Here is a 25584-nt window from a genome sequence, read left to right on the forward strand (position 1 = left end):
TGAAAAAATTTTGTGGTTTGACCTACTATAGCCAAACCCTGTGCCTGTATTTCTGTGCTATTTATATTGTTGTGTATAATAGCAAGTTAAGGGTGTGTGCCAATTTTTGGCAATAAAAAACCCTATCAGAATGATAGGGTTGGTATCTCAAAATGATAAATGGGTTCAGATTATATTGCAAATAATTGACACCTATAAGGTCTTAAAGACCTTGCAGGATTTTAGAAGTGACAGAGAGATTGCTAACCTGCAAGGTTTTTCTAACCTTGTAGGTTTAAATAAAGGGCAAACATGGTTCAATGTATATTATACTCGTCTAATTTGCGGTATAGTGTAGCAATGCCAATGCTTAGCAGGCGTGCTGTTTCTGCTTTGTTGCCCCCGGTGTAGTTAAGCACTTTTTGTATGTGTATTTTCTCTGCCGATGCCATAGAAAAAGCGGACAGTGTTTTCTCTCCCTGACCTGCCGATGCCATAGCATTAGCATACAAATCCTGTGGAAGGCTTTGCGGGGTAAGGATGTCTGAACTTTCGAGTATCACACTGCGCTCCAATACATTTTTAAGTTCGCGGATATTGCCCGGCCAGTTATGGAATTTTAAAATATGCAGTGCCTCTTTAGATATGCCGTTTATTTTTTTATTGGTCTTGTTGCTGAATATCTTTAAGAAATATAATGAGAGCGGCTCTATATCTTTTGCCCTTTCGCGCAGTGGCGGTAAAGTAATGGTAAAAGTAGAAAGCCTGTAATAGAGGTCTTCTCTAAAGCGGCCTGCCTCGATTTCTTTTTTAAGGTCGCGGTTTGTGGCCGCAATAACCCGCACGTTTACCTTGGTAAGTTTGCTGTTGCCCACTTTTATAAATTCGCCACTCTCTAAAACACGGAGTAGTTTTGCCTGCAAATCAGTAGGCAGTTCGCCCAGTTCATCTAAAAAAATAGTGCCGTGGTCTGCCTCCTCAAAAAGTCCTTTTTTATCTTTAAGGGCGCCTGTAAAGGCACCTGCCATATGACCAAACATTTCGCTTTCCAACAGGTCGTGACTAAAGGCAGAGCAGTTTATGGCAACAAAGTTTTTATTTTTTCGGTTACTGTTTTGGTGTATGGCATTGGCAAAAACCTCTTTACCTGTGCCGGTTTCTCCGTTTAAAAGTACAGTGGTGTCTGTTGGTGCAACCTTTTGGGCAAGGCTAACGGCATCGGCTATACTTTTAGAGTTTCCTGTAATACCCTCAAACGAGTATTTTTGTTCCAGTTGCGCCTCAAGGGCATCAACGCGTTTTTCGAGGCTCCTTTTTTCTATAGCACGATGAATAAGCGGTATGATCTTGTTGTTATCATCCCCTTTTGTAATATAATCAAAAGCCCCGTTTTTTATAGCCTGTACGCCATCGGGTATATTACCGTAAGCTGTTAGCAATATAACTTCTACATCGGGGTGCGCCTGTTTTATTTTCAGGGTAAGGTCTACACCGCTGCCGTCTGGCAGTTTAACATCGCACAGCACTACATCAATGGCCTGCTGGTCCAATAGCTTTAAACCCGATTTGCAATCGGCTGCCTGATACAACTCAAAACCTTCCAGCTTTAAAATGCGGGCAAGCAATCCACGTAGTTTTTCTTCGTCGTCAATAACAAGTATCTTATTCAAAATAGATTTGTTTTTGCAAATGTAAGGTATATAAAATACTCGTTTAAACTTTTTCTTTATTTTGAAAAGTTTAAACGAGTACAGATAATAATTTTAATTATCTTGTAAATCAGCAGCTAACGATTTTCATTACTGCGCCAAAAGCGACAACAAATGCAAAAGCTACAAATAGAAGTTGTATAGAGGTAATATTAGACCTTACTTTTGCTAATTTTCTTAATTGTGTAATTTTTGTTTTACATCGGGCGTCTGTTTCTGAAGTTTTCATTTGAATTGAGATTTTTTACTCATAACCATCAAACGACGTACCTCTATAGTTGTTTGTTTTTAACTGCTTGATTTTTAATGATATGCGTTCTTTTGTTTATTTAAAGCCTATCATTTTGATAATCTTACAGCATCATAATGATACATATTTGAGTTGTTGCTCGCCATGCTAACCGATATTACCGAATTTTCTTGCCCAAAATTTGGGATGTGATTATTTTTGCAACTATGGCAAAACTAATCAACCTTAAAATATTTCCCCGCTTTTTCAGCTCATCATCGGCCGGAGGAATATTACTCCTTATTTGTGTAGCTATATCGTTAACCATTGCCAATACAGGCTTAGCCGATGGCTTTACAAATTTGCTTAATACAAACCTTGGTTTTGAAACAGGCAGTATACACCTTCATTACTCCATGCTTACATGGATAAACGACGGGCTTATGGCTATATTTTTCCTTTTAGTAGGCTTAGAAATAAAGCGTGAGGTTGCCGAAGGAGAGCTATCGTCGGTTCAGCAAGCCACGCTCCCTGTTTTGGCTGCTATTGGCGGTGTTATAGTCCCGGCAATAATATATACTATTTTTAACAGAGGCAGTGCCGAATATGGTGCAGGGTGGGGCATACCCATGGCTACCGATATTGCTTTTGCCTTGGGTATTTTATCGCTTTTAGGCAGTAAGGTTCCTTCGGGATTAAAGATATTTTTAGCCGCGCTTGCCATTGTAGACGATTTACTTGCTATACTGGTAATAGCCATATTTTATTCGACAGAGCTGCACTTTAATTATTTGGGCTATGCCGGTGGCATTTTTGCTTTTCAGATATTGCTTAACAGGCTTGGCGTAAAAAATATACTTGCCTATGTGTTGCCCGGTGCAGTAATGTGGTATTTTATTCACCATAGCGGCATACACGCTACCATTGCCGGAGTGCTCACTGCCATAACACTGCCTACTAACGAAACGGAAGAAGAATCTCCGCTCGAAAAACTGGAGCACCTGCTTACAACGCCTGTAAACTTTGTAATAATGCCTATATTTGCACTTGCCAATACCAACATTACTTTTGAAAGCGGAATGGTAGAAGGGCTTGCAGGAACATTAGGCTTAGGTATCGTGTTGGGCTTGTTTTTAGGCAAGCCGTTAGGAATTTTTATAATGTCGTTCCTTTCTGTAAAAGCTAAAATATCTAAACTGCCCGCACATACCAATTGGTGGCACGTGCTGGGGCTTGGCATGCTGGGCGGCATTGGGTTTACCATGTCTATTTTTATTGCGTTGCTGTCTTTTAATAAACCTGAGTTTCAAACCGAGGCCAAGTTTGCCATTTTGGTAGCCTCTATACTTTCGGGTATTTGTGGTTTTACATTACTAAGCATGTATAATAAGAAGCATAACAAGGCATAACCTTATTTTTTCTCTTCTACCTCAAAGGTTTTTATATTTTTAGACTGCAGCCTTTGTGCAAGCCAGTTGTTTAATCGTTCGGCATCTTCTTTTTTAAGGCTTTGGGATGTTTTATATATCACAGCTGTTACATTGCTAATGCTGTCCTGTTTGTTTATCATTTGCACATTTGCCGCCGAAAGTGATATTATTTGCGGGAAAATTGCAGTGGCCTCACTTAAAAGCCCTTTATTGTCAAATTTATTTTTGGCCAGTTCTTTTTCGAGCTGCATTATGCGCACATCTTTTTCGTTGAGCTCGTTTTCGTTGCTTTTTATTTGTTTTAGTATATCGCCTTTTAAAGCATTAAACCTGTCGGTGCTGTCCTGCCTTATAATTAAATCGGTTCCTTTAAGATAGCTGTTTTTATTAAGGGCGGCAGTAAGCTGTTGCAGTTCTGATGTTTCAAACCGCTTAGATAAAAAAGCGAGCTCTATTTTTTTGCTTCGGGGTGTAAAGCTGGTTTTTTTGTAAATAACAGTATAGCCTTTATTTGTAAATTCGTTTTCTATAAAAAGGTCGCTGTTTTTTTTAAACTGCTGCTCTGTGTATAGCGAATAGGCAAGATAGGCACTGGGAAGCAGCATGGCAGTAATTAGTACTGTAATGCTAATGCGCACCTGGCGTTGTTGGCGCTCGTTTACCTGTTTGGTAGGCGGGTATTTTAAATATTTGATTATAGCAAAGGTGGCTATGCCTATAAAAACACAGTTAATAGAATAGAGGTAAAATGCACCCAGAAAAAACTGCCATTGCCCGGTGGCAAGCCCATAGCCTGCTGTACACAATGGAGGCATTAAAGCAGTAGCTATGGCTACGCCCGGAATAGGGTTGCCTTTTTCGGTGCGGGTAACGGCAATGGCACCTACAATACCGCCAAAAAATGCAATAAGAATATCATAAATGTTTGGGGCAGTGCGCGCCAATAGTTCTGACTGTACTTCTTTAAAAGGGCTAACCGCAAAATAAATGGTAGATACTGTAAGGCTTACAACAGTTGCGTTCAGCAAATTTTTGAGTGATTTTTTCAGTAGGGTAAAATCATAAATGCCAAGTGCAAACCCGGCACCCACTATGGGGCCCATGAGTGGCGAAATAAGCATAGCACCTATAATAACGGCAGTTGAGTTTACATTTAACCCTACCGATGCCACAATTATGGCACAGGCCAGTATCCAGAGGTTGGCTCCTTTAAAAGAGATGTTCTTTTTTACGCTTTCCAGTGTTTTTTCCCTGTCATCTTCGCCTTCGCGAAGGTTGAGTATGTCGGTAATCCTTCTCACTTAAGTCTGTTTTGATGAAACTTTTACGATGGTATAGTTACTAAAATACAAAAAAATATGCAGATGTTTTATGTGGCACGATAGCAGTTATTATCTGCTGTTAGCAATTATGTAAGGTTTATAGTTCAGGTTTGCCTGTTTGTGTAATTGTAAACTAATTATTATGGTTATGATTTAAGCTTTTAACATTTGCTTGCTGTAAATTTTATATTATTTTTGCACCATAACAAAAAACGAGTTACAATGTCTTCAGCAAAAAAAACATTTGATGTTCTTATAGAGATACCAAGAGGTAGCAGGAATAAATATGAGTATGATTTTAAATTAAAAAGGATACGTTTTGACAGGATGCTTTATTCTTCTATGATGTACCCTGCCGATTATGGTTTTATCCCTGAAACGCTTGCTCTTGATGGAGATCCGCTGGACGTGTTGGTTTGGTTTACAGAGCCATCTTTCCCCGGCTGTGTTGTAGAGGTTAAACCAATTGGTGTTTTTTACATGGCTGATGATAAAGGTGAGGACGAAAAAATTATATGCGTGCCGGTATCTGACCCAATTGCATGTAAAATGAACGATCTTAGCGACCTGAACGTTCACTTTATTAAAGAGGTTGAGCACTTTTTTCAGGTGTATAAAGATCTTGAAAACAAAACTGTAGAAGTAAAAGGCTGGGGCGATGCAGCAAAAGCTAATGCTCTTATAGAAGAGTGTACGGCACGCTTTGAAGCTCTTGAAGATAAACCGGAAGAACTGTTTACAATATAATTACAGTTGCTCCAGAGCATATTTAAGCAACATCCCAATTATTAGGATGTTGCTTTTTTGTTTATATTTACTAATAGGTTTACCTGCTGTAATTTAAATTATATAATAATGGCAAGAATATATATAGCAGTTTTTTTAGTATTGTTTGTTTGCGGATTTGCTGCACTGGGCCTAAAAAGGCTGCTGCTTTTGCGCGCCGGTTACGGCTCTCAAAAAAGATCGGTAAACTGGTTTATGGTGGCGTTGTTTATACTTATGGCAATTGCCATGCTAAGCTGTAATAGCAAAACTCAGGAAGAAGATGCTGTTACAGAGCAGGATCCTGTTATTGTAACTTCTACAGAAGAAAAATCATCTACGGTGCATAAAGTTGTAGATGGCAAAGGCAATGTTACTGCTACTGTAACAATATCTGTTAAGGGTGACAATGGTGAAATTGTTACCGAGGAAAAAGTGTTTAAAGGCACCCGCGCCGAGGTAGACGCACAAATAAAAGCATTATAAAAGTAGAGACACAATGCTTTGTGTCTCAGATTACATATCTGCACAAAGCATTGTGTCTCCTATTAATCTATCTCTCGTATTATGCTTACTTTATAAGACGCAATGCATTGTGTCTCTACTAAAATAGCCCGTTTAATTCTGCATCAATGCGGTTTATAATATCTCCAAGATCTTCGGGGTTATCTACAAAGTTAATTTTATCTACATCAATAATCAGCAGCCTGCCTTTGTCGTAGCCCTGTATCCATGCCTCATAGCGTTCGTTAAGGCGGCTTAGGTAATCTATAGATATTGAATTCTCATAATCGCGTCCGCGTTTGTGTATATGCCCTACAAGGTTAGGTATAGAACTGCGCAGGTATATAAGTAAGTCGGGCGCACCTACAAAACCTTCCATAAGATCAAAAAGCGATTTGTAGTTTTCATAATCGCGGTTTGCCATAAGCCCCATAGCATGAAGGTTAGGAGCAAAAATATGTGCATCTTCATATATGGTGCGGTCCTGTATTATTTTTTTACCGCTTTCGCGAAACTGCAATATCTGACTAAAGCGGCTGTTTAAAAAGTAAATTTGCAGGTTAAAAGACCAGCGTTCCATTTGGTGGTAAAAATCGTCAAGATACGGGTTGTCTACCACATCTTCATAATGGGGTTCCCATTTAAAATGTTTGGCCAGCAGCCCTGTAAGTGTAGTTTTTCCGGCGCCAATGTTGCCTGCAACAGCTATATGCATTAGTTAAGGTTTATATTGTATTTTATTATTTCGCTCTCTGTAAAAATAGATAAAATTTGGGAGGCATAATAAAAACTCACAAAGCTTTTTTCGGTAATATCTATATGCTTTGCGGTTTGCGAGCTTAGGTCATACAAATACAGGCTGTTATCAAGGGAGTATAATATAAGTGTGGGCGATAGTAGTTGTGCAGCATCAAAATCAGGGACACTACCCAGGGAGCGAACTTTGCCAAAAAGATTCAGTTCAAAACATTTGCCTGTGTTGTCTATCCAGTAAAAATAATTGTAATCGCTTTGGTAATATTTCATACCATCGTTAAAAGGTGGTGTCAAAGCCCTAAAGTTATTGCGAAGCGGGTCATAAAGCCCTATTTGCTGGGTAGTAACATCATACAGCCACAGGCGGTTTTGCGAGGCCAGTCCTACAGCCTCGGCAATAAGCTTTACAGGCAATGCGCTGAAGTTTATAACGGCTGTTTCATTAAGCTGGTTGTCCAAAAGCACTACCGTATTAAACCTGCGGTAAAACAACACGATCTGTAAAGGGTTTTGCAAGTCGGCACGATAAATTTCGCCCAGGGCAACATTTTTGTATTTCAAGGTTTTGCCTTCGCCTGTTTTCCTGAACTCGTTATCGGCAATAGTGTATTCCCAACCAAAGGCATCAGTACCAATATAGCGCTGAGGTTTGGTTTTTGTATTGCTCAAAAACTTTACAGGCATGCCAATTTCCTGTGCATGGGTCAAAATACAGCCCATAAAGAACAGTAACAGCGCAATTTTTTTCATAAGGTGTAAATGTAATAAAAATTACGTTTTTTGCTAAATTGGGGTTTGCTATACAATTATTCAGGGTAAAAATAGTCCTGTTTACCTATATTTGTTTAAAGCAGTTGTAATAATATAATATTTTAGCTGTTAAATATACAAACCAGTGTAACTAAAAGGCATTTTAGTCGTCTAAAACAATAAAACCACTATAAAATTATGAAACATCTTGCTTATTTATTAATAGCTCTTGTGGGCACAGTGGCATCGGCACAAAGTTTTCAGGGAATGGCCGTGTATGAATCCAAAACTGCAACCCCCGATATTTCTGGGATGGGCGGCCCGGGAAGGCCTGAAATAACTCCTGAGATGAAAAAAATGATACAAGACCGCATGAAGCAGGCTCTTGAAAGGACATATATACTGACTTTTGATAAAACATCATCTACCTATCTTGAAGAAGAAAAACTGGATGCACCGGGACAGGATAATGGCGGGATGCGCATAATGGCCAGCTTTATGGGCGGTGGCGGCAAGCAGTATAAAAATGTAAAAACAAAACGCTTTTTGCAGGAAAAGGAAGTTTTTGGTAAAGAGTTCCTTATAGATGACAGCCTGCCTAAGCTTGCCTGGAAAATGGAAAATGAAACAAAAAAAATAGGCGATTATACCTGCTATAAAGCTACTGCTGTTGTCGATGCAAGCAAATCGGATTTCAGGAATTTTAAACCTAAAAGCCCTGAAGAACAAAAAGCAGCAGCCGAAAAACTGGAAAAAGCTAAAAAAGAAGGGAACGAAAAACGTACAAACTTTTTAGAACAAATGGAAATGCCAAAGCAGGTAACAATTACAGCTTGGTACACGCCAGATATACCTGTTAGCCAGGGGCCTGAAAATTACTGGGGCTTGCCGGGATTGATACTGGAAGTGAGTAACGGAAAAACTACTGTGCTTTGCAGTAAGGTAGTAATTAACTCCAAAGAAAAGACTGAAGTAAAGATTCCGTCGAAAGGGAAAAAGGTTACCCAAGTGGAGTATGATGAAATAGTGATGAAAAAAATGCAGGAGATGCAGGAGATGTACCAACAGGGAGGTGGTGCCGGACCTACGATACGAATAAACTAATTTGTAGGTTTTTTCGTTTTTGTATGTATGAAAAAACTCTATTGTGCACTGTTGCTTTTTTTAGGCATTGTTTGTCATAGTCAGATAATAAAGGGTATTGTTATAGACAGCCTTAAACGCGAGCCTGTGCCTTATACCAATGTTCTTTTTAAAAACGGTAAAGGAGTTGCCTGCGATGATGAGGGTATTTTTGAAATAGATATAACGCATGAGCAAACCCTTACTTTTAGCAGTATTGGCTATGCTGACAAGGTTGTGCCTACTGCCGATATAGATATAGAAAAACCTATAATAACGCTAAATCCGGCAACAGCTCAATTAGATGATGTTGTAGTTAACGGAGATGTTACCCGATATACCGGTACAAAACGACTGGGTTTAGACAGGAGGGCAAGGGTGCGCAGCAGCATACCTTTTGGACATGAGTTTTCGGCCTATATAAAAAATCCGTATGGCAGGACAGGCAAGCTTAAAAATGTTATTTTGGGCCTTACAAAGGCAAAAGAATATGATTATCTGGCTACCTATAACATAAAGTTTTATGAGTATGATGCGGTGCGGCGTTGCCCAGGTAAACAAATTTATTTAAAAGATGTTAGGGTTGAGCCAGAGAATAAAACCTATAAACTCGAAATTCCGGTTGAGGAGCTTGATATAGTTTTTTCTGAAAACGGCATTTGTGTTGGTGTAGAGATCATTAATACGAAATACGAGGGCAAGCTAAAAAGTATGGCAACTATGGCTCCGCGCATTAGTTTTACACATACCGATATGCAAGTGCTTTCATGGTCCAGGTTTATAAATAAAGAGTGGCATACGGGTACTACAAAATCGCCTTTTAAAGAAGGTTTTGTAAACGCTATGATACTTATAGATGTTGTAATTCAAAAATAAAAATTTCTTAAATGAAAAAACTATACCTGATGCTGTTGCTTACAGTGTCCCTGTTTTCTTATGCCCAAAATGTACGCCTGGAAGGTACAATAAAAGACTCTACAGGAATGGCTCTTGAAATGGCTAATATTATGGCCGTTAATAAAGCCACGAACGCTATGGAGTCTTATGCTATAACGGATGATACAGGGCGTTATCAACTGGCGTTGAAAGCTAACGTGGCCTATACTTTAAAGGCAAGCTATATAGGCTACACCCCATTAGAAGAACCGCTTACAATGGGAACATCTAACATGGTTAAAAACATTGTGCTTAAAGCCGGAGTAGATCTTAAAGAGCTTGAAATAGTTCACGAAATGCCGGTTACCATTAAGGGAGATACCATTGTGTATAACTCAGATTCATTTACAACCGGAACAGAACGCAAGCTTGAGGATGTACTTAAAAAACTGCCCGGAATGGAAGTAGACTCTGAAGGTGGGGTTAAAGTAGAAGGTAAGACTGTGGGTAAGCTAACCGTAGAAGATAAGGACTTTTTTGATGGAGACACAAAGCTGGGAGTAAAGAACATTCCGGCAGATGCCGTAGATAAAATTGAGATATTGCGCAATTATAATGAGGTAGGGCAGTTAAAAGGCCTCGAGAATAATGAGGAAAATATAGCCATGAACATTAAACTTAAAAAGGGTAAGAAAAACTTTTGGTTTGGAGATGTCTCTGCCGGGGTAAGCATAGGAGAGGGAGAGCGATACATTACTAATCCTAAACTGTTTTACTACAGCCCCAAATACAGCCTCAATGTTATTGGCAACATTAATAATACCGGAGAATTACCCTTAACCATGCAGGACTATTTTAAAATGACCGGAGGGTTTAGGAACATGATGAAAAAAGGCGGTACTAACTTTAATGTGGGTTCTAACGATTTGGGTTTGTCATTGCTGCGAAACAACAGGGCAAAAAGCATAGAGACTAAATTTGGAGCGGCAAACTTTAGCTATAACCCTATGGAAACACTAACCCTTAGTGGTTTTGGTATATTTAATTCTAACCGCAACGAGCTTGAAACCTACAGCAGGAACCAGATATTGGATCCTGTTACAGGAGAACCGCAAACGACCCAGCAAACAGAAGACAGATCGTTGCAGCGCAGTGATTTTGCATTGCTTAAGCTTAGCGGCACCTATAAACCTAACAAAAACTTTCAGGCAGACTATGATGCCTTTTTAAAGACATCGAAGCAAACCGAAGAAAATGCTTTGTTCTCTACCGTAATGCCGGAAACAAGCCAAAGCCAGGATATTTATACACAGAAAAAGCAGCAGCCTTTTTCGTTCAATCAAAACCTGAATTTGTATTATACACTAAATGATAAAAATGTTTTTGCCTTAGAAATGCAGCATTTGTATCAGGACGAAGACCCTTTCTATAATGCCAATCTGGCTAATAATCCATTTCCGGATGCGGGCACGGGGCTTGGTTTAGGGTTGCAGCCTGCAAGCAGATATGACATCAATCAAAAGCGCTTTGTAACTACTAATAAGCTGGATGTTAAAGGCGACTATTATTACATGCTTACCGCAAAAAGCAATATTAATGTTACTGTAGGAAATACCTATTCTTATCAGGGATTCGACTCATCGGTATTTCAGGTGCTTGATAATGGAGTAGAGGATGATCTTGACAGCAATACTAAGAATAGCGTAAATTATAGTTTTAACGATGTGTTTTTAGGGCTGCATTATAAATTTATTGCCGGTAAATTTACCGTTAATCCGGGGGTGAGCCTGCACAGCTATACATCATTTAATGAGCAGTTAGGTACAAAAGTTAATCAGGATTTTTATAGGTTGCTACCCGATGTATATGCTGTTTATCAGATAAAAAAATCAGAAAGGCTTCAATATACCTACAACATGACTACCGAGTTTACCGATGTGGCTAAGTTTGCTCAGGGTTTGGTGCTAAACAATTATAACTCCTTGTTACGAGGCAATCGCAATTTAGAGAATGCGTTGTATCAAACCCATAATCTGAACTACTTTAAATACAACATGTTCAATTTTACCCAGATATTTGCAGCGATAAACTACAGCCATCGCATGGACGCTATTAAAAACCTTTCGGCATTTAGCGGTATCAATCAGGTAGGCACGGTAGAGAACTCTAATTTTGCCGATGAGGTTGTGTCGGGTGCGGCAGGCTATACCCGTAGTTTTGCCCGCTATTATAAAGCATCTTTAAATGTAGCCATGTCATGGAGCAGGTTTAATAATTTTAGGTTTGATCCTGCTACAAATCCGGGACAGGCAGTTACTATAGATAATGCCATAATGCAGGTCAACGAGCAGTTTACACAAAATTATACGGCAAGCTTTAGTACTAACTATAAGCAGTTGCCTAATGTAGAAGTTGGCTATACACTGAATTTAAATTCTTATGCCAGTAATAAATTTTACACCCACAGCCCCTTTGTGCGAATGGATTATTTATTCCTGAAAGATTTTACCCTTACGGCAGATTATACCTACAACCATTATTATAATGATGTAAAAACGTCTGACAACGAGTATGACTTTTTAAACGCTGCTGTAATGTATCGTGTTCCGGACAGCAAATGGGAGTTTAAAGTAGGCGGAACCAACCTATTTAATACATCTTCGCTTAACGATGACAGTTTTAACCAATTTAGTACCCGTACGTCGCGCTATAGGGTACAGCCAAGATATTTATTGCTTACGGTTATGTACAGGATATAAAATACATTTAAATGGAAAAAGGGAGGATACTTTAAAAAGTATCCTCCCTTTTTTGTATGGCAGAATAAAGTATTAAAGCCCGAAAGCCTCTTTTACTTTATCTGTATAATCAAGTTTTTCCCATGTAAACAGTTCAACTTCTACCGTTTTTGTTTCCCCGTTAGGAGCAGTAAAAGTTTTGGTTACTGTTTCAGGTGTGCGACCCATATGTCCGTAAGCAGCTGTTTCGCTGTAAATAGGGTTACGCAGTTTAAGACGCTGCTCTATAAAATACGGGCGCATGTCAAATATTCCCTCTACTTTTTTGGCAATTTCGCCATCAGTAAGGTTTACTTTACCTGTGCCATAAGTGTTTATGTATATACCCATTGGCTTTGCAACACCAATTGCATAAGAAACCTGTACTAAAATTTCGTCGGCAACACCTGCGGCAACAAGGTTTTTAGCAATATGGCGGGTAGCATAGGCAGCACTGCGGTCTACTTTACTTGGGTCTTTACCAGAAAAAGCACCACCACCGTGGGCACCCTTACCACCATAAGTGTCTACAATAATTTTACGGCCTGTAAGACCTGTATCGCCATGAGGGCCACCAATAACAAATTTACCCGTAGGGTTTATATGATATTGTATATCGCTGTTAAACAGGTGGGCATAAGCAGGGTTGTTTTTAACCACACGCGGCACCAGTATGTTTATAATATCTTCTTTGATTTTTGCAAGCATAACAGGCTCTGTATCAAAGTCGTCGTGCTGTGTAGAAACCACAATAGCATCAATGCGCACAGGCTTGTTGTTATCGTCATACTCAAGCGTTACCTGGCTTTTAGCATCAGGACGAAGGTATGTAATTTCGTTATTTTCGCGTCTAAGGGCTGCAAGTTCCTGTAGCAGTTTATGGCTAAGGTTAAGCGCAAGAGGCATGTAATCTTCAGTCTCGTTGGTTGCATAGCCAAACATCATACCCTGGTCGCCTGCACCCTGGTCTTCTTTGTTTTGACGGTCTACACCCTGATTGATGTCCTGAGATTGCTCGTGTATAGCACTAAGCACACCACAAGAATTAGCCTCGAACATATATTCGCTCTTTGTGTAGCCTATTTTGCGGATAACCTCGCGGGCAATAGACTGCACATCAAGATAGGTTGTTGATTTTACTTCTCCGGCAAGTATTACCTGTCCGGTAGTTACTAAAGTTTCGCATGCAACTTTAGATTCTGGGTCAAAAGCCAAAAAGTTATCGATCAGTGCATCTGAAATCTGGTCAGCAATTTTATCAGGATGCCCTTCACTTACTGATTCTGACGTAAATAAATATGCCATAATATATAGTCTATTAATTTAGTAGGAGAAAGAGTTTTTGATGCAGATAAAGGAGGGAAGCCCTGCTTTAGCATTTTTTATTGAGGTTGCAATCAGTACAAATCTCTCCTCCAATTATTTCGGTGCAAAGGTATAAAACCTTATTGGAATAAAATAAAGTGATGAAGTTTTTTTAATGAGAGTACTTTTCTTCATAAGGAAGTGGACTATAGTAGCTTTTTTAAATGCACGATGTTAATTTTTTAAATTTTATTTGGTAGATTAAAAAATAGTTAAGAAGTTTGCTAAACAGAAAATAGAAACAAAATGAATTTTATTATTTGCAATATGTGCTGTATGATGCCGGATACCTCCGCGGATAGCTCTATTGCATAGTTTTAAAGTTTAAAGCATATACAAAAAGCCTTCCGCAAAACGGGAGGCTTTTTAATTAAATATAATTAGTGTTCGTTGTTACCCCTCCTTTATCGGGAGGGGTTAAATGAAAGTAAAAAATGAAAAAAATCGCTTTAAATAAAATGGTACTGTGTTGTATGGTGTGCAAATGCACAGCAATGCCCTGTTACCAAAAGCGAAAAAGATAAATCTTTAGTTTATAGTTCAAAACTGTAAAGCCCTTTTGGTAAACTGCCAAAAGGGCTTTTTTATTTAGCAATGTTTCTGTCAATAAAAAATAAGCCTTAATTATGAAAAACCTATACAAAATAATTATACCGCAATGGCATTTGGCCAATGGTAAAACGCTTACTGATGTGGTGCTTAGCTATCAGTTTTTTGGTCCGGTGCTGGGTACAGCTCCTGTGGTTTTAGTTAATCATAGCATAACATCAAACTCAAACATCAGTGGGCCTGATGGCTGGTGGAAATATGTAATTGGTGAAGACAGGGTTATAGATACCAACTACTTTTTTACGGCACTGGCTTTTAATATTCCGGGCAACGAATTTGATAATGATGAGAGTATTATATATAATTACAAAGATTTTACGGCTGCCGATGTTGCGCAAATTTTCTGGCAGGGGTTGGAAGAACTCGAAATATACCATCTGCACAGTATAATAGGGGTAGATCTTGGAGGTGGCATTGCCTGGGAAATGGCTGCCTTGAGGCCTAATAGTGTAAGTAACCTTATTCCGGTGGCAGCCGATTGGAAGCCCCTGAGCTACTTAAAAAATGGTGTGCGCGATTTAGACAGTGGTTTTGTACTGCCTTCTTTCAGGTTGTTTAATCAATTGCTTGCCACAGTAGATATTACCAAACACCAAAGTTTTGAGGCTGTTGCTAAAAATATAACTGCTGCAATACACCTTATAGCTATAGATACCGATCTGCTTTTTACAGCATATGAAACACGCAATACATTTGAGTTCCTGAGGCAAAACGGTAATGAGGTATATTATAGCGAGATCAGGTCAACACATGGGCATGATGCCTATTTAAAGGAGTGGGAGCAGCTATCAGAAATATTGGCGCCTGTTTTTCAGGATGGCTATCATACCATGCTGCGGTTTTTGCAAAAAGCAGGTTAGTTGAGTTAGTTAAGGGTATTGCTAACTTTTGAATGATATAGGTGTAGATGCTGTAATTTGAGGTTGTAGTAAAATATTTTCTGAATAAAATTTGGATAAATAAAAAATAGTTTAGATATTCGCTAAACGAAAAAAAAGTAAAGTCATGAAATTTGTCATCTCACAATGTTACCTTTCGATGTGGAAACCTTCCGCAGGGGCAGCTATTGTATAATGATAAGTTTTATCAAAATATAAATATCAAGGCCCCTGCAATAAAGCAGGGGCTTTTTTGTTACAATACTATACGGCATTTTAAAAATTAAACTATGAATACATTGTTTGTCTATATCATTAAACGTTCGCAGTACATCTGTTCATCATGGATGCAGGTGCTGTATACACCGTTACCAAAACAGGCAATGTAATCTTTAGTTATAGTTTTTAGATACAAAGGTCTTTTTGGTAACATACTAAAAAGGCCTTTTTTGTTACCCCGAAGCTTTAATTAGTCATCAACCAAAAAAATGCACCCATTATGAAAACACAAGCTATCAACGTATTAGGCTACACAGGCAACAACAGTCAGTTTGTAGTAAAAACCCTTAATGCAGATTTAAGGATAAACCAAAACGTACCGTCTGTGCAGGCGGCAGTGCCTAACCCGTATGAATATATACTGGCAGGGTTTGCAGGCTGCATTAATGCGCTTGGTCAGGTTGTTGCGGCAGAACTGGGCATAACATTAAAATCGTTACAAATAGAAATTACCGGAAGCCTGACTTCTGAGACCGTTCAGGGAGTGCTGGGTAGGGTAAAACCTGCATTTGAGAGTATAGAGATTATACTAAAGCCAGCAGCCAGCGCACCATTGGAAACGTTACAAAGATGGATGAAGGAGGTGCAGTTTCGTAGCCCGCTATATGATACACTGGTTAACAACACCCCTGTAAACCTTAACCTTTACAAAGAATATGTGGCGCTAAATTGAGTTGAATGTCCTGCAAGGTTTGTAAAACCTTGTAAGTGTAAAATTCAAAATCTGGCACGAATCATAAACCTATAAAGTTATGAACCTTTATAGTAGAGAAAATGTTTTTAAGTTGTTTTTTGTTTGTTTAGAGAGCTGCCTTTGTCTCGGCAACAAAGGCAGTTTCTTTATTAATTTTTAAAAGAGATCAATATGCCCAATATAGTAAATATCGTGCTTTTTGGTATAGGTAATACCGGGAGCGCACTAATAAACAAGGTTGTAAAAAGCAGCATTAACAATGCATCACCTAATGTGCCGGAGCTGCGGTTTCCCGTAATAACCAATAGTACTGTTGCCTTTTTTGAAAAAGAAGGAGCGGGCTATGCATGGGAGGCTAACTTTATAACTTTCGCTATACCTTTTAAACTGGAAGATATTATAGAATATGCAGTGTACAACAACCTCCATAACCTTATAGCAGTAGATGCCACACCAAGTGCCGCCCTGGCTGCCGAATATCCGGAGCTTATAAAGAATGGTTTTAGTATAGTATCTATAAACAGCAGTCTGCCTTTTTTACCCGAAAGTTTTGAAAAAGGCATTAAGTTTTTAGCAGAAAGCCGTGGGCTTGCCTATAAATTTATAAATCCCGTTGCAGGCGATAAAAATGCTGCTGCTAATGCACTGTATGATGCTATTATTGAGGTAGCTGGAAAGCAGAAGACTTTAGTATATTAAGTATTGTTCTATAAGTGTGGGGATATTTTTTAATTGTCAGATTGCTTCGTGCTTTGCTATGACGCAACGTGAAGAAAGAATTAGATATGTCTTTCCCGCACTGTACCCCAGAGACGGTTATTGCGAGCTAAGTACAATGAATCATGGCAACGAGATCTCAAATCTTTAATTGCATAAATCTACTGTATTTCTACCACCAAAAACAATTATTTGCATGCTAACTATTTATTACATAGTTTTGCAGTGTTCTTTTACAACATGATATGTTATCACGAAAGGCAGAGGGAATAGACCCAATGAAGCCTTAGCAACCCTTTATCTTAAAGAAGGTGCTAAATTCTACTTCGCACAAGCGCAGATAGATAACTCAAGAAATATTTACACATATTTCCCTCCCCAATTTTTTGATGACATATTTTTTAAGGAAGCTGAACGTTGCCATATGCAACTCTTAAACTTTCAACTTTATAACATTAAGGCTTAAAAAGATGTCTAAAATATACGATGCGCTCAATAAACGCATACTCGTGCTCGACGGAGCAATGGGTACTATGCTGCAGCGTTACAACTTTTCGGAAGAGGATTTTCGCGGAGAGCGTTTTAAAGATTTCCCACACCCGCTTAAAGGCAATAACGATTTGCTTTCCATTACCCAGCCACAGGCTATTAAAGAGGTGCACCGCCAGTATTTTGAGGCTGGTGCCGATATTGTTGAGACCAATACTTTTAGTGGAACTACAATAGGTATGGCCGATTATCATCTTGAAGATCTGGTGTATGAGCTAAACTATGAGTCGGCTAAAATAGCACGCGAGGTTGCTGACGAATTTACGGCTGCCAACCCCAATAAACCTCGTTTTGTGGCAGGCTCTATAGGCCCTACAAACCGTACTGCCAGCATGAGCCCTGACGTTAACGACCCGGGATACCGTGCCGTTACGTTTGATGATTTACTTGTTGCTTATAAAGAGCAGGTAAAAGCACTGATTGACGGAGGTGCGGATATACTTTTAGTAGAAACCATTTTTGATACCCTTAACGCCAAAGCTGCCCTTTTTGCTATAGAAGAGGTTAAAGATGAGTTAGGTATCGCTATTCCTATTATGGTGAGCGGAACTATTACTGATGCTTCCGGACGAACCCTGAGTGGTCAAACGGTAGAGGCGTTCCTTATATCTATATCGCACATTCCTTTGTTGAGTGTAGGTTTTAACTGTGCCTTGGGTGCCGACCAACTTAAGCCCTACCTTAAAAGGCTTGCGCACAATACAAGCATGAACATTTCGGCACATCCTAATGCAGGATTGCCTAACGCCTTTGGCGAATATGACCAGACACCCGAAGAAATGCAGGTGCTTATAAAAGAATACCTTGACGATAACCTTATCAATATAATAGGTGGATGCTGTGGGACGACTCCGCAACACATTAAGCTTATAGCTGAAGCTGCTTCGGCCTATCAACCCCGTAAAATCGAGACTACTGTATAATGGCTGGTGAAGAGAGATATTTAAAGTTATCGGGATTAGAGCCCCTTATAGTTACCCCCGAAAGTAACTTTGTAAATGTTGGTGAACGTACTAATGTAACGGGTTCGCGTAAATTTCTTCGCTTAATTAAGGAAGAAAAATACGAGGAGGCACTGGATATCGCCCGTGCGCAGGTAGAGGGCGGTGCACAGATAATCGATATTAATATGGACGAGGGGATGCTGGATGGCGTGTATGCCATGACCAAATTCCTGAACCTTATAGCATCTGAACCCGATATTGCACGTGTGCCGGTAATGATAGACAGCTCTAAATGGGAAATTATTGAGGCCGGACTAAAGGTTGTACAAGGCAAGAGTGTGGTAAACAGTATAAGCCTTAAAGAAGGCGAAGCTAATTTTATTGCCCATGCCAAAAAAATAAAACGTTACGGTGCCGCTGTAATTGTGATGGCGTTTGACGAAGTTGGTCAGGCCGATACCTACGAAAGGCGTATAGAAATTTGCAAGCGCAGTTATGATATACTGGTAAGTGTTGTAAACTTTCCGCCGGAGGATATAATTTTTGACCCTAATATATTTCCGGTAGCAACAGGTATGGAGGAACACCGCCAAAATGCGATGGATTTTTTCCGTGCCACAAAGTGGATTCGCACAAACCTCCCGCATGCCCATGTGAGCGGTGGGGTTAGTAACGTGTCGTTCTCGTTTAGAGGTAACGACCGTGTGAGGGAAGCCATGCACTCGGCATTTTTATACCATGCCATACAAAACGGTATGGATATGGGTATTGTAAACCCCGAAATGATCGAGGTTTATGATGATATAAATAAGGAACTTTTAGAGCATGTAGAAGACGTGCTTTTAGACCGTCGTGATGATGCTACTGAACGTCTTTTAGCATTTGCCGAGAACATTAAAGGCGATACAAAAGTTACCGAAAAACAGGCGCAGGAATGGCGAAGCCTACCGGTTCAGGAGCGTTTAACCCACGCACTTGTAAAAGGTTTGGACGAGTTTATAGACCAGGATGTTGAAGAAGCCCGCCTTGCCGCCGCAAAACCCATTGAGATTATAGAAATTAACCTTATGGCTGGCATGAATGTGGTGGGCGACCTTTTTGGCAGCGGTAAAATGTTTTTGCCACAGGTTGTTAAGTCGGCAAGGGTTATGAAAAAAGCGGTGGCATACTTACTCCCTTACATAGAGGAAGATAAAGGCAAAGGTTCATCGGCAGGAAAAGTGTTGATGGCAACGGTAAAAGGCGACGTTCATGATATAGGTAAGAATATAGTAGCTGTTGTGCTTGGGTGCAATAACTTTGAGATAATAGACCTTGGGGTTATGGTTCCGCCTGAAAAAATTATAGAGACTGCTGTTAAGGAAAATGTAGATATTATTGGTCTTAGTGGTCTCATTACACCGTCGTTAGACGAAATGGTATATCTTGCCAAAGAGATGGATAAGCTAAACATCAGCATCCCGATAATGATAGGCGGTGCAACTACATCGCGTGCGCATACGGCCGTAAAAATTGCACCGCAATACCGCGAAACCGTAGTACATGTTAATGATGCCAGCCGAGCAGTTACCGTAGCGGGTAACCTACTGAATGTAAATACTAAAAAAGAATATTCTAAAACGATCCGTGCAGAGTATGATGCCCTGCGCGAAGGTTACCTGAACCGCTCTCGCGATAAAGATTTTTTAAGTATAGAAGATGCGCGCCGCAATAAACTACAGTTAGACTGGGCAGCCTATACACCTGTAAAACCTAATTTTATTGGTGTAGACACGATATATCCTGATGTTAAAGAGTTGGAGCCGTTTATAGACTGGACACCTTTTTTCCAAACTTGGGATTTGCATGGCAAGTATCCTGCAATTTTAACCGATGAGGTAGTAGGGGAGCAGGCCACGGCTTTATTTGCCGATGCCCAAAAAATGCTTAGGCAGATTCTTGACGAAAACTGGTTTGAAGCACGTGGTGTGTATGGAATTTTTCCGGCAACCCAGGTTAACGACGATGATATAGAACTGTATGACGATGAGGGTAAAAAGCTGGCTGCTTTCTTAACGTTACGCCAACAGTCGCAAAAAACCAAAGGCGCACCTAATATTGCGCTTGCCGATTTTATTGCCCCTAAAGAAGCAGGCTATACTGATTATATGGGAGCTTTTGCTGTTACAACAGGCTTTGGGGTTGATGAAAAGGCTGCTGAATTTGAAAAAGAGCACGACGATTACAACTCTATTATGGCTAAGGCACTGGGTGACCGTCTTGCGGAGGCTTTTGCGGAATACCTGCACGAAAAGATACGTAAGGAAATTTGGGGCTACGCCACCGATGAGCATTTGAGTAACGACGAACTTATTAAAGAAAAATATCAGGGTATAAGGCCTGCTCCGGGCTACCCTGCATGCCCAGACCATTTGGAGAAAAACACCATCTGGCAATTGCTTGATGTAGAAAACAAAATAGGCGTAAAGCTAACCGAAAGCCTTGCCATGTGGCCGGCATCATCGGTATCAGGATATTATTTTGCTAATCCGCAGAGTAAGTATTTTGGGCTTGGAAAAATTAAAGGCGATCAGGTTATTGATTATGCCAAACGCCGCAACATACCTGTAGCAACAGCACAAAAATGGCTTAACCCTAATATTGCGGATTAAAGCCCCTAACCCCCAAAGGGGGAATGTGGTAATATATTGTAAAAGATTTTAAACCTATTGACCCCTGGTAGGAATTCCCCCTTTGGGGGTTAGGGGGCTGACATGAAAGTAACCGAACATATAGAGAATGCCAACGGCAAAACTCAGTTTACCTTTGAAATACTGCCTCCGCTTAAGGGGCAAAACATACAATCGATTTTTGACAGCATAGATCCGCTTATGGAGTTTAACCCTCCGTTTATAGATGTTACCTACCATAGGGAAGAATACATGTATAAAGAACTGCCAAGCGGCCTGCTTGAAAAAAAGGTAGTTAAAAAGCGCCCGGGCACTGTGGGTATATGTTCGGCAATACAAAACAAGTATCAGGTAGATGCCATACCGCATATTTTGTGTGGCGGTTTTACTAAAGAAGATACTGAGAACTTTTTAATAGACCTCGACTTTTTAGGCATACAGAATGTGGTTGCCCTTAGGGGTGATGCCGTTAAGAATGAAATATATTTTAAACCCGAGAAAGAAGGAAACCAATATGCTACAGAGCTGGTTACACAAATAGCCAACCTGAATAAAGGTATCTATCTAGATGACGACCTTCAAAACACATCGGCTACAAATTTTTGTATTGGTGTGGCGGGCTATCCTGAAAAGCACATGGAAGCCCCAAGTTTTGACAGCGATATTTATTTCCTGAAACAAAAAATAAAGAATGGTGCCGAATATATTGTTACCCAGTTATTTTTTGACAACCAGAAGTTTTTTGACTTTGTGGCTAAATGCCGCAAAGAGGGTATAACAGTGCCCATTATACCGGGATTAAAACCTATTGCTACCAAAAAACAGCTCAATTTAATTCCGCACCGTTTTAAGGTAGACATTCCGGACGACCTTATCATGGAGGTGGTTCGCGCCAAAGATAATGACGCCGTAAGGCAGATAGGAATAGAGTGGTGCACCGCCCAAAGCAAGGAACTTGTAGCGGCAGGAATACCGGTATTACACTATTACAGCATGGGCAAGCCCGATAATATTAAGGCAATTGCGAAGGAAGTTTTTTAACTTATTAACTTTTATAAGCACAGTAAAGACTTAAGGCTCTACTGTGCTTATTGTCTAATACTATTTTTTGGAAAATAGTATTAGTAAAGAAAAAATCAGAGCAGGTATAATTAAAAGGAATATAAAATAGGATAATGTGGGGTGTTGCTCTATAAATTTATATTTCCCATTATACTTAAGAAGAATTTTATGTGTAGCACTTTCTTTAAATAAGTACATGTAATTAAAATAGATCAACAGGATAATGGGTGTGAAAAAACATGCAATTTTATGTGTAGTGTTCAAGCCATTGTAGTCATATTTTATCTCAATTATACCTTTTTCATAAAGATCATTCCAAAACACTTGAGGGATTGCTACAAAAAAGAGATATTGGAAAAAAATAAATGCCAATGCCGGTTTGTCCAACATGCTTTGCATATCGGTTGTACGATACAGAATATAATACAATAGCCTCATAATTTTCTTTGGGAAACGAAAAGCCAAATTTATAGTATTTGGCTTTATGTTTTAAGATGTTGCTTGGCATTATTATAATTAACCTATATTTTATCAAAGCTTACCGCAATGTTATCAAAAGAAAAGTAAGAATAATATATATTTGTGCTTCAATCCTTACAATGAGGCCGTTTAGTTACCTATTACTATTTTTTTCGGTTATAGCTATTGCCCAGGAAAACCCTGAAGGCGGTTACACTGTAGACGCCAATTATTTTTACGGCAATATAATTCCGCACCGCAAATCTATTCAGCATTTAATTACCGATCACCCCAATGGTGTTGTAATAAGTTTCAACTGCAAGACTTTTGGCAAACACGAGTGGGAACAGGCTTACGGTTTTCCTGATTATGGTGTTTCATTGCATTATCAGGACATGAAAAACGAAGTTCTTGGCGAAATGTATGGTCTCTATGGGCATTATAATTTTTATTTTCTCAACCGTCAGCTCGTGTTCAGGCTGGGGCAGGGTGTGGCTTATAATACTAACCCATATGATAAGCAAACCAATTTTAGAAATTATGCTTACGGTATGCATGTAATGCCCTCAACCTATTTTATGCTCAATTATAACCGCCAAAATTTATGGCACGGGTTAGGATTGCAGGCAGGGCTTATTTTTATACACCACAGCAATGCCAGTATGAAGTCGCCTAACACAAGTACCAATACATTTGCTGTAAATGTGGGGCTTAATTATACATTTGAAAGCAAAGAAGATCACACATACAATCTTATTAAAAGTGATTCGGTTTATAAACAGCCACTCCATTACAATATAGTGTTTAGAGGCGGTGTAAACCAAAGCGATGTTATTGGAACCAAACAGTATCCTTATTTTGCGTTGAGTGGTTATATAGATAAACGCATTAGCCGCAAAAGTGGGTTACAGTTGGGAGCAGATATTTTTTGGCCCAAATATCTTAAAGAATATATACATTATATGTCTATAGCCTATCCGGAAGAGAAAATAGATGGCAGTGCCGATTATAAAAAGGTTGGCCTTTTTGGCGGATATGAACTGTATGTAAATAAAATGTCATTAGAGGGTCAGGTTGGTTATTATGTCTATTCACCTTTTAATGCTACCGGAAGATTATACCAGCGTGTTGGAATGAAATACTACATAAGTAAAAACGTATTTGGCTCACTGGGTTTAAAAACACATGGTGCAAAGGCAGAGGTTATGGAATTTGGTTTAGGAGTAAGGCTTTAATAAATTATGAATTTTAAACTTCGCATTTTATTAGTTGTTGTGTTGTTTCAGGTGTTTTCGGCCTGCAACAGCGACCTGATGCCCGAGTGTTTTAAAAATATGGGAGCCGTTGTTGCTTATGATGTGCCTGTAGCTGATTTTACCTCTATAAAGGTTGGCGTGGGGATAGAACTAATAATTGAACAGGGAGACGAACAAAAAGTAACCATAGAAACAGGTAAGAATATAAAAGAATATATTTCGGTAACTGTCAGTAATGGCGAACTGCTGCTTAAGAATGACAATAACTGCAATTGGGTGCGCGATTATAAGAGTACTACAGTGCATGTAACCACGCCGCATTTGGAGAGTATATATTCGGAAACACAGTTTGCTGTAAAGTCTAAAGGAGTATTGGAGTTTACGTCACTTTCTTTAATGTCGGGCATTTTAAGTGAAACGGCATCAGGTACGTTTGAGCTAAGTGTTAATTGTCAGAATCTTACGGTGCAGGATAATCAGTTTTGCTATTATGTTATTAACGGAAGTACAGATAACCTAACGGTAAACTTTTATGCCGGAGATGCCCGGTTTGAGGGAAGTGGCCTGACGGTGCAAAAGCTACAGGTTTTTCATCGCAGCACTAACGATATTATTGCAAACGTACAGCAGGAAGTAACGGGAACGCTGTACAGTACAGGTAATTTGGTATTAAAAAACCACCCTCCTGTTGTAGCGGTAAACCGCATTTATACAGGGCAGGTGGTTTATGAGTAAAAGCTGCTAACAGCTACTGTTGTTATTTTGACATGTAGTAGGTATATCTGTTTCCTCTTTTTCAAAGGCATCTACCCACCATTGTAATTGTACTCCGCACATAATTAGTTGTTTTGTGTAGTGTTACTGCTTGTTTCCGCACCTGCTTCAACCGGAGTTTTATCCTCTTCAGTAGTCCACCACGATAATATACCGCATTTATTTCTTTTTAGTCATTTCTCTAAATACAGTTTCCAGGTTCTTGCTTTTAAGTGTCAGCTGTAATGTTTTAAGTCCGTTTTCGGTAGCAAAATCAAATAGCAAAGGGCGCATGTCATGTTCTGTTGCAAAGATCAGTTCCCATACATTCCCCTGAGTATTGGTGTAGGATATTATTGATGGAATACCTTCCAGCAATTCGGCATTGACCGGTGCATCAAATTCAACTTCAATTATCTGTTCTTCCTTATTATTGTCATCAACAAGTGTGCCCAGTTTGTTGTCTGCCACGATCTTGCCATGGTTTATAATAATAACACGGCCGCAGATAGCTTCTACTTCCTGCATGATGTGTGTAGACAAAAACACGGTTTTGTTTTTGCCTATGTTGCGAATCAGGTCGCGTATCTCTACAAGCTGGTTCGGGTCCAATCCTGTAGTAGGTTCGTCTAAGATCAAAACTTCGGGATCGTGAAGCAATGCTGCTGCGAGCCCTACACGCTGGCGGTATCCTTTAGATAATGCACTGATCTTTTTGTGGGCTTCGGGTGTTAGTCCTGTTAGCTGTATTACCTCTTCGATACGCGATTTATTTACCTTATAAACATCTGCATTAAACGAAAGGTATTCGCGCACATACAGGTCAAGGTAGAGTGGATTATGTTCAGGTAAATATCCTACCGATCTTTGCACCGCTTTCTGATCTGTGCTAACGTCGCTACCGTTTACAATGGCCTGCCCACCATCGGCATCTATGTAGGTGGTAAGGATTTTCATGAGCGTCGATTTTCCGGCACCGTTAGGCCCCAGGAAACCTACAATTTCTCCCGGTTGTATAGAAAACGAAACAGCATCGAGCGCTTTTTGTTTTCCGTAACTTTTAGTAATATCCTTAACCTCTATAGACATGGCATTGTTTTTTAGCAAAAATAGTGAGAAAAATGATGGTTG

Annotated in this window: 20 protein-coding genes and 1 riboswitch; of the genes, 14 read left to right on the forward strand and 6 right to left on the reverse strand. The window is 39.5% G+C overall.

Translation table 11 applies throughout. The features are described from left to right. Nucleotides 1–296: 296 nt before the first annotated feature. A complete protein-coding gene (locus tag GR160_RS11000; RefSeq protein ID WP_370519216.1) occupies nucleotides 297–1652 on the reverse strand; it encodes a sigma-54-dependent transcriptional regulator in 1356 nt (451 codons plus the stop codon). Nucleotides 1653–2144: 492 nt separating this feature from the next. On the opposite strand from GR160_RS11000, the gene nhaA reads away from it, so the two are divergent. After that, nucleotides 2145–3326 (forward strand): Na+/H+ antiporter NhaA, encoded by a 1182-nt coding sequence (nhaA, locus tag GR160_RS11005; protein WP_160749917.1) that lies wholly within the window; start codon nucleotides 2145–2147, stop codon nucleotides 3324–3326. 2 nt (nucleotides 3327–3328) lie between these two features. On the opposite strand, the gene GR160_RS11010 is transcribed toward nhaA, so the two are convergent. Further along, a complete protein-coding gene (locus tag GR160_RS11010) occupies nucleotides 3329–4648 on the reverse strand; it encodes a TIGR00341 family protein (RefSeq protein WP_370519214.1) in 1320 nt (439 codons plus the stop codon). Nucleotides 4649–4891: 243 nt separating this feature from the next. On the opposite strand from GR160_RS11010, the gene GR160_RS11015 reads away from it, so the two are divergent. Next, the gene (locus tag GR160_RS11015) at nucleotides 4892–5416 is read left to right on the forward strand and encodes an inorganic diphosphatase (RefSeq protein ID WP_160749918.1); all 525 of its coding nucleotides are present in this window, start codon (nucleotides 4892–4894) and stop codon (nucleotides 5414–5416) included. Nucleotides 5417–5524: 108 nt separating this feature from the next. Next, complete coding sequence (locus GR160_RS11020; protein ID WP_160749919.1) at nucleotides 5525–5920, forward strand: hypothetical protein; 396 nt, start codon at nucleotides 5525–5527, stop codon at nucleotides 5918–5920. 118 nt (nucleotides 5921–6038) lie between these two features. Here the strand turns inward: GR160_RS11020 and GR160_RS11025 are convergent, their stop codons facing one another. Both GR160_RS11025 and GR160_RS11030 read right to left on the reverse strand, forming a co-directional pair. Continuing rightward, entirely contained in the window at nucleotides 6039–6653 is a 615-nt protein-coding gene (locus GR160_RS11025) for a deoxynucleoside kinase (RefSeq protein WP_160749920.1), read from the reverse strand. Next, nucleotides 6653–7444, reverse strand: coding sequence for a hypothetical protein (locus GR160_RS11030; protein WP_160749921.1), 792 nt, complete (start codon nucleotides 7442–7444; stop codon nucleotides 6653–6655). The genes GR160_RS11025 and GR160_RS11030 overlap by 1 nt, the downstream gene beginning before the upstream one ends. A gap of 198 nt (nucleotides 7445–7642) precedes the next feature. Between GR160_RS11030 and GR160_RS11035 the strand changes: the two genes are divergently transcribed. The 3 genes from GR160_RS11035 to GR160_RS11045 are packed head-to-tail and all read left to right on the forward strand — an operon-like array spanning nucleotide 7643 to nucleotide 12201. Further along, nucleotides 7643–8548: a GLPGLI family protein gene (locus GR160_RS11035; RefSeq protein ID WP_160749922.1), complete on the forward strand. Its 906-nt coding sequence runs from the start codon at nucleotides 7643–7645 to the stop codon at nucleotides 8546–8548. 27 nt (nucleotides 8549–8575) lie between these two features. After that, on the forward strand, nucleotides 8576–9442 hold the full coding sequence (locus GR160_RS11040; RefSeq protein WP_160749923.1) for a carboxypeptidase-like regulatory domain-containing protein: 867 nt from the start codon (nucleotides 8576–8578) through the stop codon (nucleotides 9440–9442). An 11-nt stretch (nucleotides 9443–9453) separates the two neighbouring features. Continuing rightward, on the forward strand, nucleotides 9454–12201 hold the full coding sequence (locus GR160_RS11045) for a TonB-dependent receptor (RefSeq protein ID WP_160749924.1): 2748 nt from the start codon (nucleotides 9454–9456) through the stop codon (nucleotides 12199–12201). Between the two features lie 72 nt (nucleotides 12202–12273). Here the strand turns inward: GR160_RS11045 and metK are convergent, their stop codons facing one another. Continuing rightward, complete coding sequence (metK, locus tag GR160_RS11050) at nucleotides 12274–13524, reverse strand: methionine adenosyltransferase (protein WP_160749925.1); 1251 nt, start codon at nucleotides 13522–13524, stop codon at nucleotides 12274–12276. Between the two features lie 686 nt (nucleotides 13525–14210). Between metK and GR160_RS11055 the strand changes: the two genes are divergently transcribed. From GR160_RS11055 to GR160_RS11090, 8 genes are all read left to right on the forward strand, one after another. Next, nucleotides 14211–15053: an alpha/beta fold hydrolase gene (locus tag GR160_RS11055; protein WP_160749926.1), complete on the forward strand. Its 843-nt coding sequence runs from the start codon at nucleotides 14211–14213 to the stop codon at nucleotides 15051–15053. Nucleotides 15054–15570: 517 nt separating this feature from the next. Further along, nucleotides 15571–16023: an OsmC family protein gene (locus GR160_RS11060; protein WP_160749927.1), complete on the forward strand. Its 453-nt coding sequence runs from the start codon at nucleotides 15571–15573 to the stop codon at nucleotides 16021–16023. A 192-nt stretch (nucleotides 16024–16215) separates the two neighbouring features. Further along, a complete protein-coding gene (locus GR160_RS11065) occupies nucleotides 16216–16743 on the forward strand; it encodes a hypothetical protein (RefSeq protein ID WP_160749928.1) in 528 nt (175 codons plus the stop codon). Between the two features lie 263 nt (nucleotides 16744–17006). Further along, nucleotides 17007–17112, forward strand: a riboswitch (SAM riboswitch). A gap of 119 nt (nucleotides 17113–17231) precedes the next feature. Then, nucleotides 17232–18233 carry a homocysteine S-methyltransferase family protein gene (locus tag GR160_RS11070; protein WP_160749929.1) on the forward strand — a complete coding sequence of 334 codons (1002 nt, stop codon included), beginning with the start codon at nucleotides 17232–17234 and terminating at the stop codon, nucleotides 18231–18233. Continuing rightward, nucleotides 18233–20905 carry a methionine synthase gene (gene metH, locus GR160_RS11075; RefSeq protein ID WP_160749930.1) on the forward strand — a complete coding sequence of 891 codons (2673 nt, stop codon included), beginning with the start codon at nucleotides 18233–18235 and terminating at the stop codon, nucleotides 20903–20905. Before GR160_RS11070 ends, metH begins: the two co-directional genes overlap by 1 nt. A gap of 102 nt (nucleotides 20906–21007) precedes the next feature. After that, nucleotides 21008–21964 (forward strand): methylenetetrahydrofolate reductase [NAD(P)H], encoded by a 957-nt coding sequence (gene metF / locus GR160_RS11080; RefSeq protein ID WP_160749931.1) that lies wholly within the window; start codon nucleotides 21008–21010, stop codon nucleotides 21962–21964. 620 nt (nucleotides 21965–22584) lie between these two features. Beyond that, nucleotides 22585–23679 carry an acyloxyacyl hydrolase gene (locus GR160_RS11085; protein ID WP_160749932.1) on the forward strand — a complete coding sequence of 365 codons (1095 nt, stop codon included), beginning with the start codon at nucleotides 22585–22587 and terminating at the stop codon, nucleotides 23677–23679. A 6-nt stretch (nucleotides 23680–23685) separates the two neighbouring features. Further along, a complete protein-coding gene (locus GR160_RS11090) occupies nucleotides 23686–24435 on the forward strand; it encodes a head GIN domain-containing protein (RefSeq protein WP_160749933.1) in 750 nt (249 codons plus the stop codon). Nucleotides 24436–24633: 198 nt separating this feature from the next. Here GR160_RS11090 and gldA read toward each other — a convergent pair whose 3' ends face one another. Continuing rightward, entirely contained in the window at nucleotides 24634–25542 is a 909-nt protein-coding gene (gene gldA, locus GR160_RS11095) for a gliding motility-associated ABC transporter ATP-binding subunit GldA (protein ID WP_160749934.1), read from the reverse strand. Between the last annotated feature and the right edge of the window lie 42 nt (nucleotides 25543–25584).

Source organism: Flavobacterium sp. Sd200, assembly GCF_009826935.1.
Classification (GTDB): Bacteria; Bacteroidota; Bacteroidia; order Flavobacteriales; family Flavobacteriaceae; genus Flavobacterium.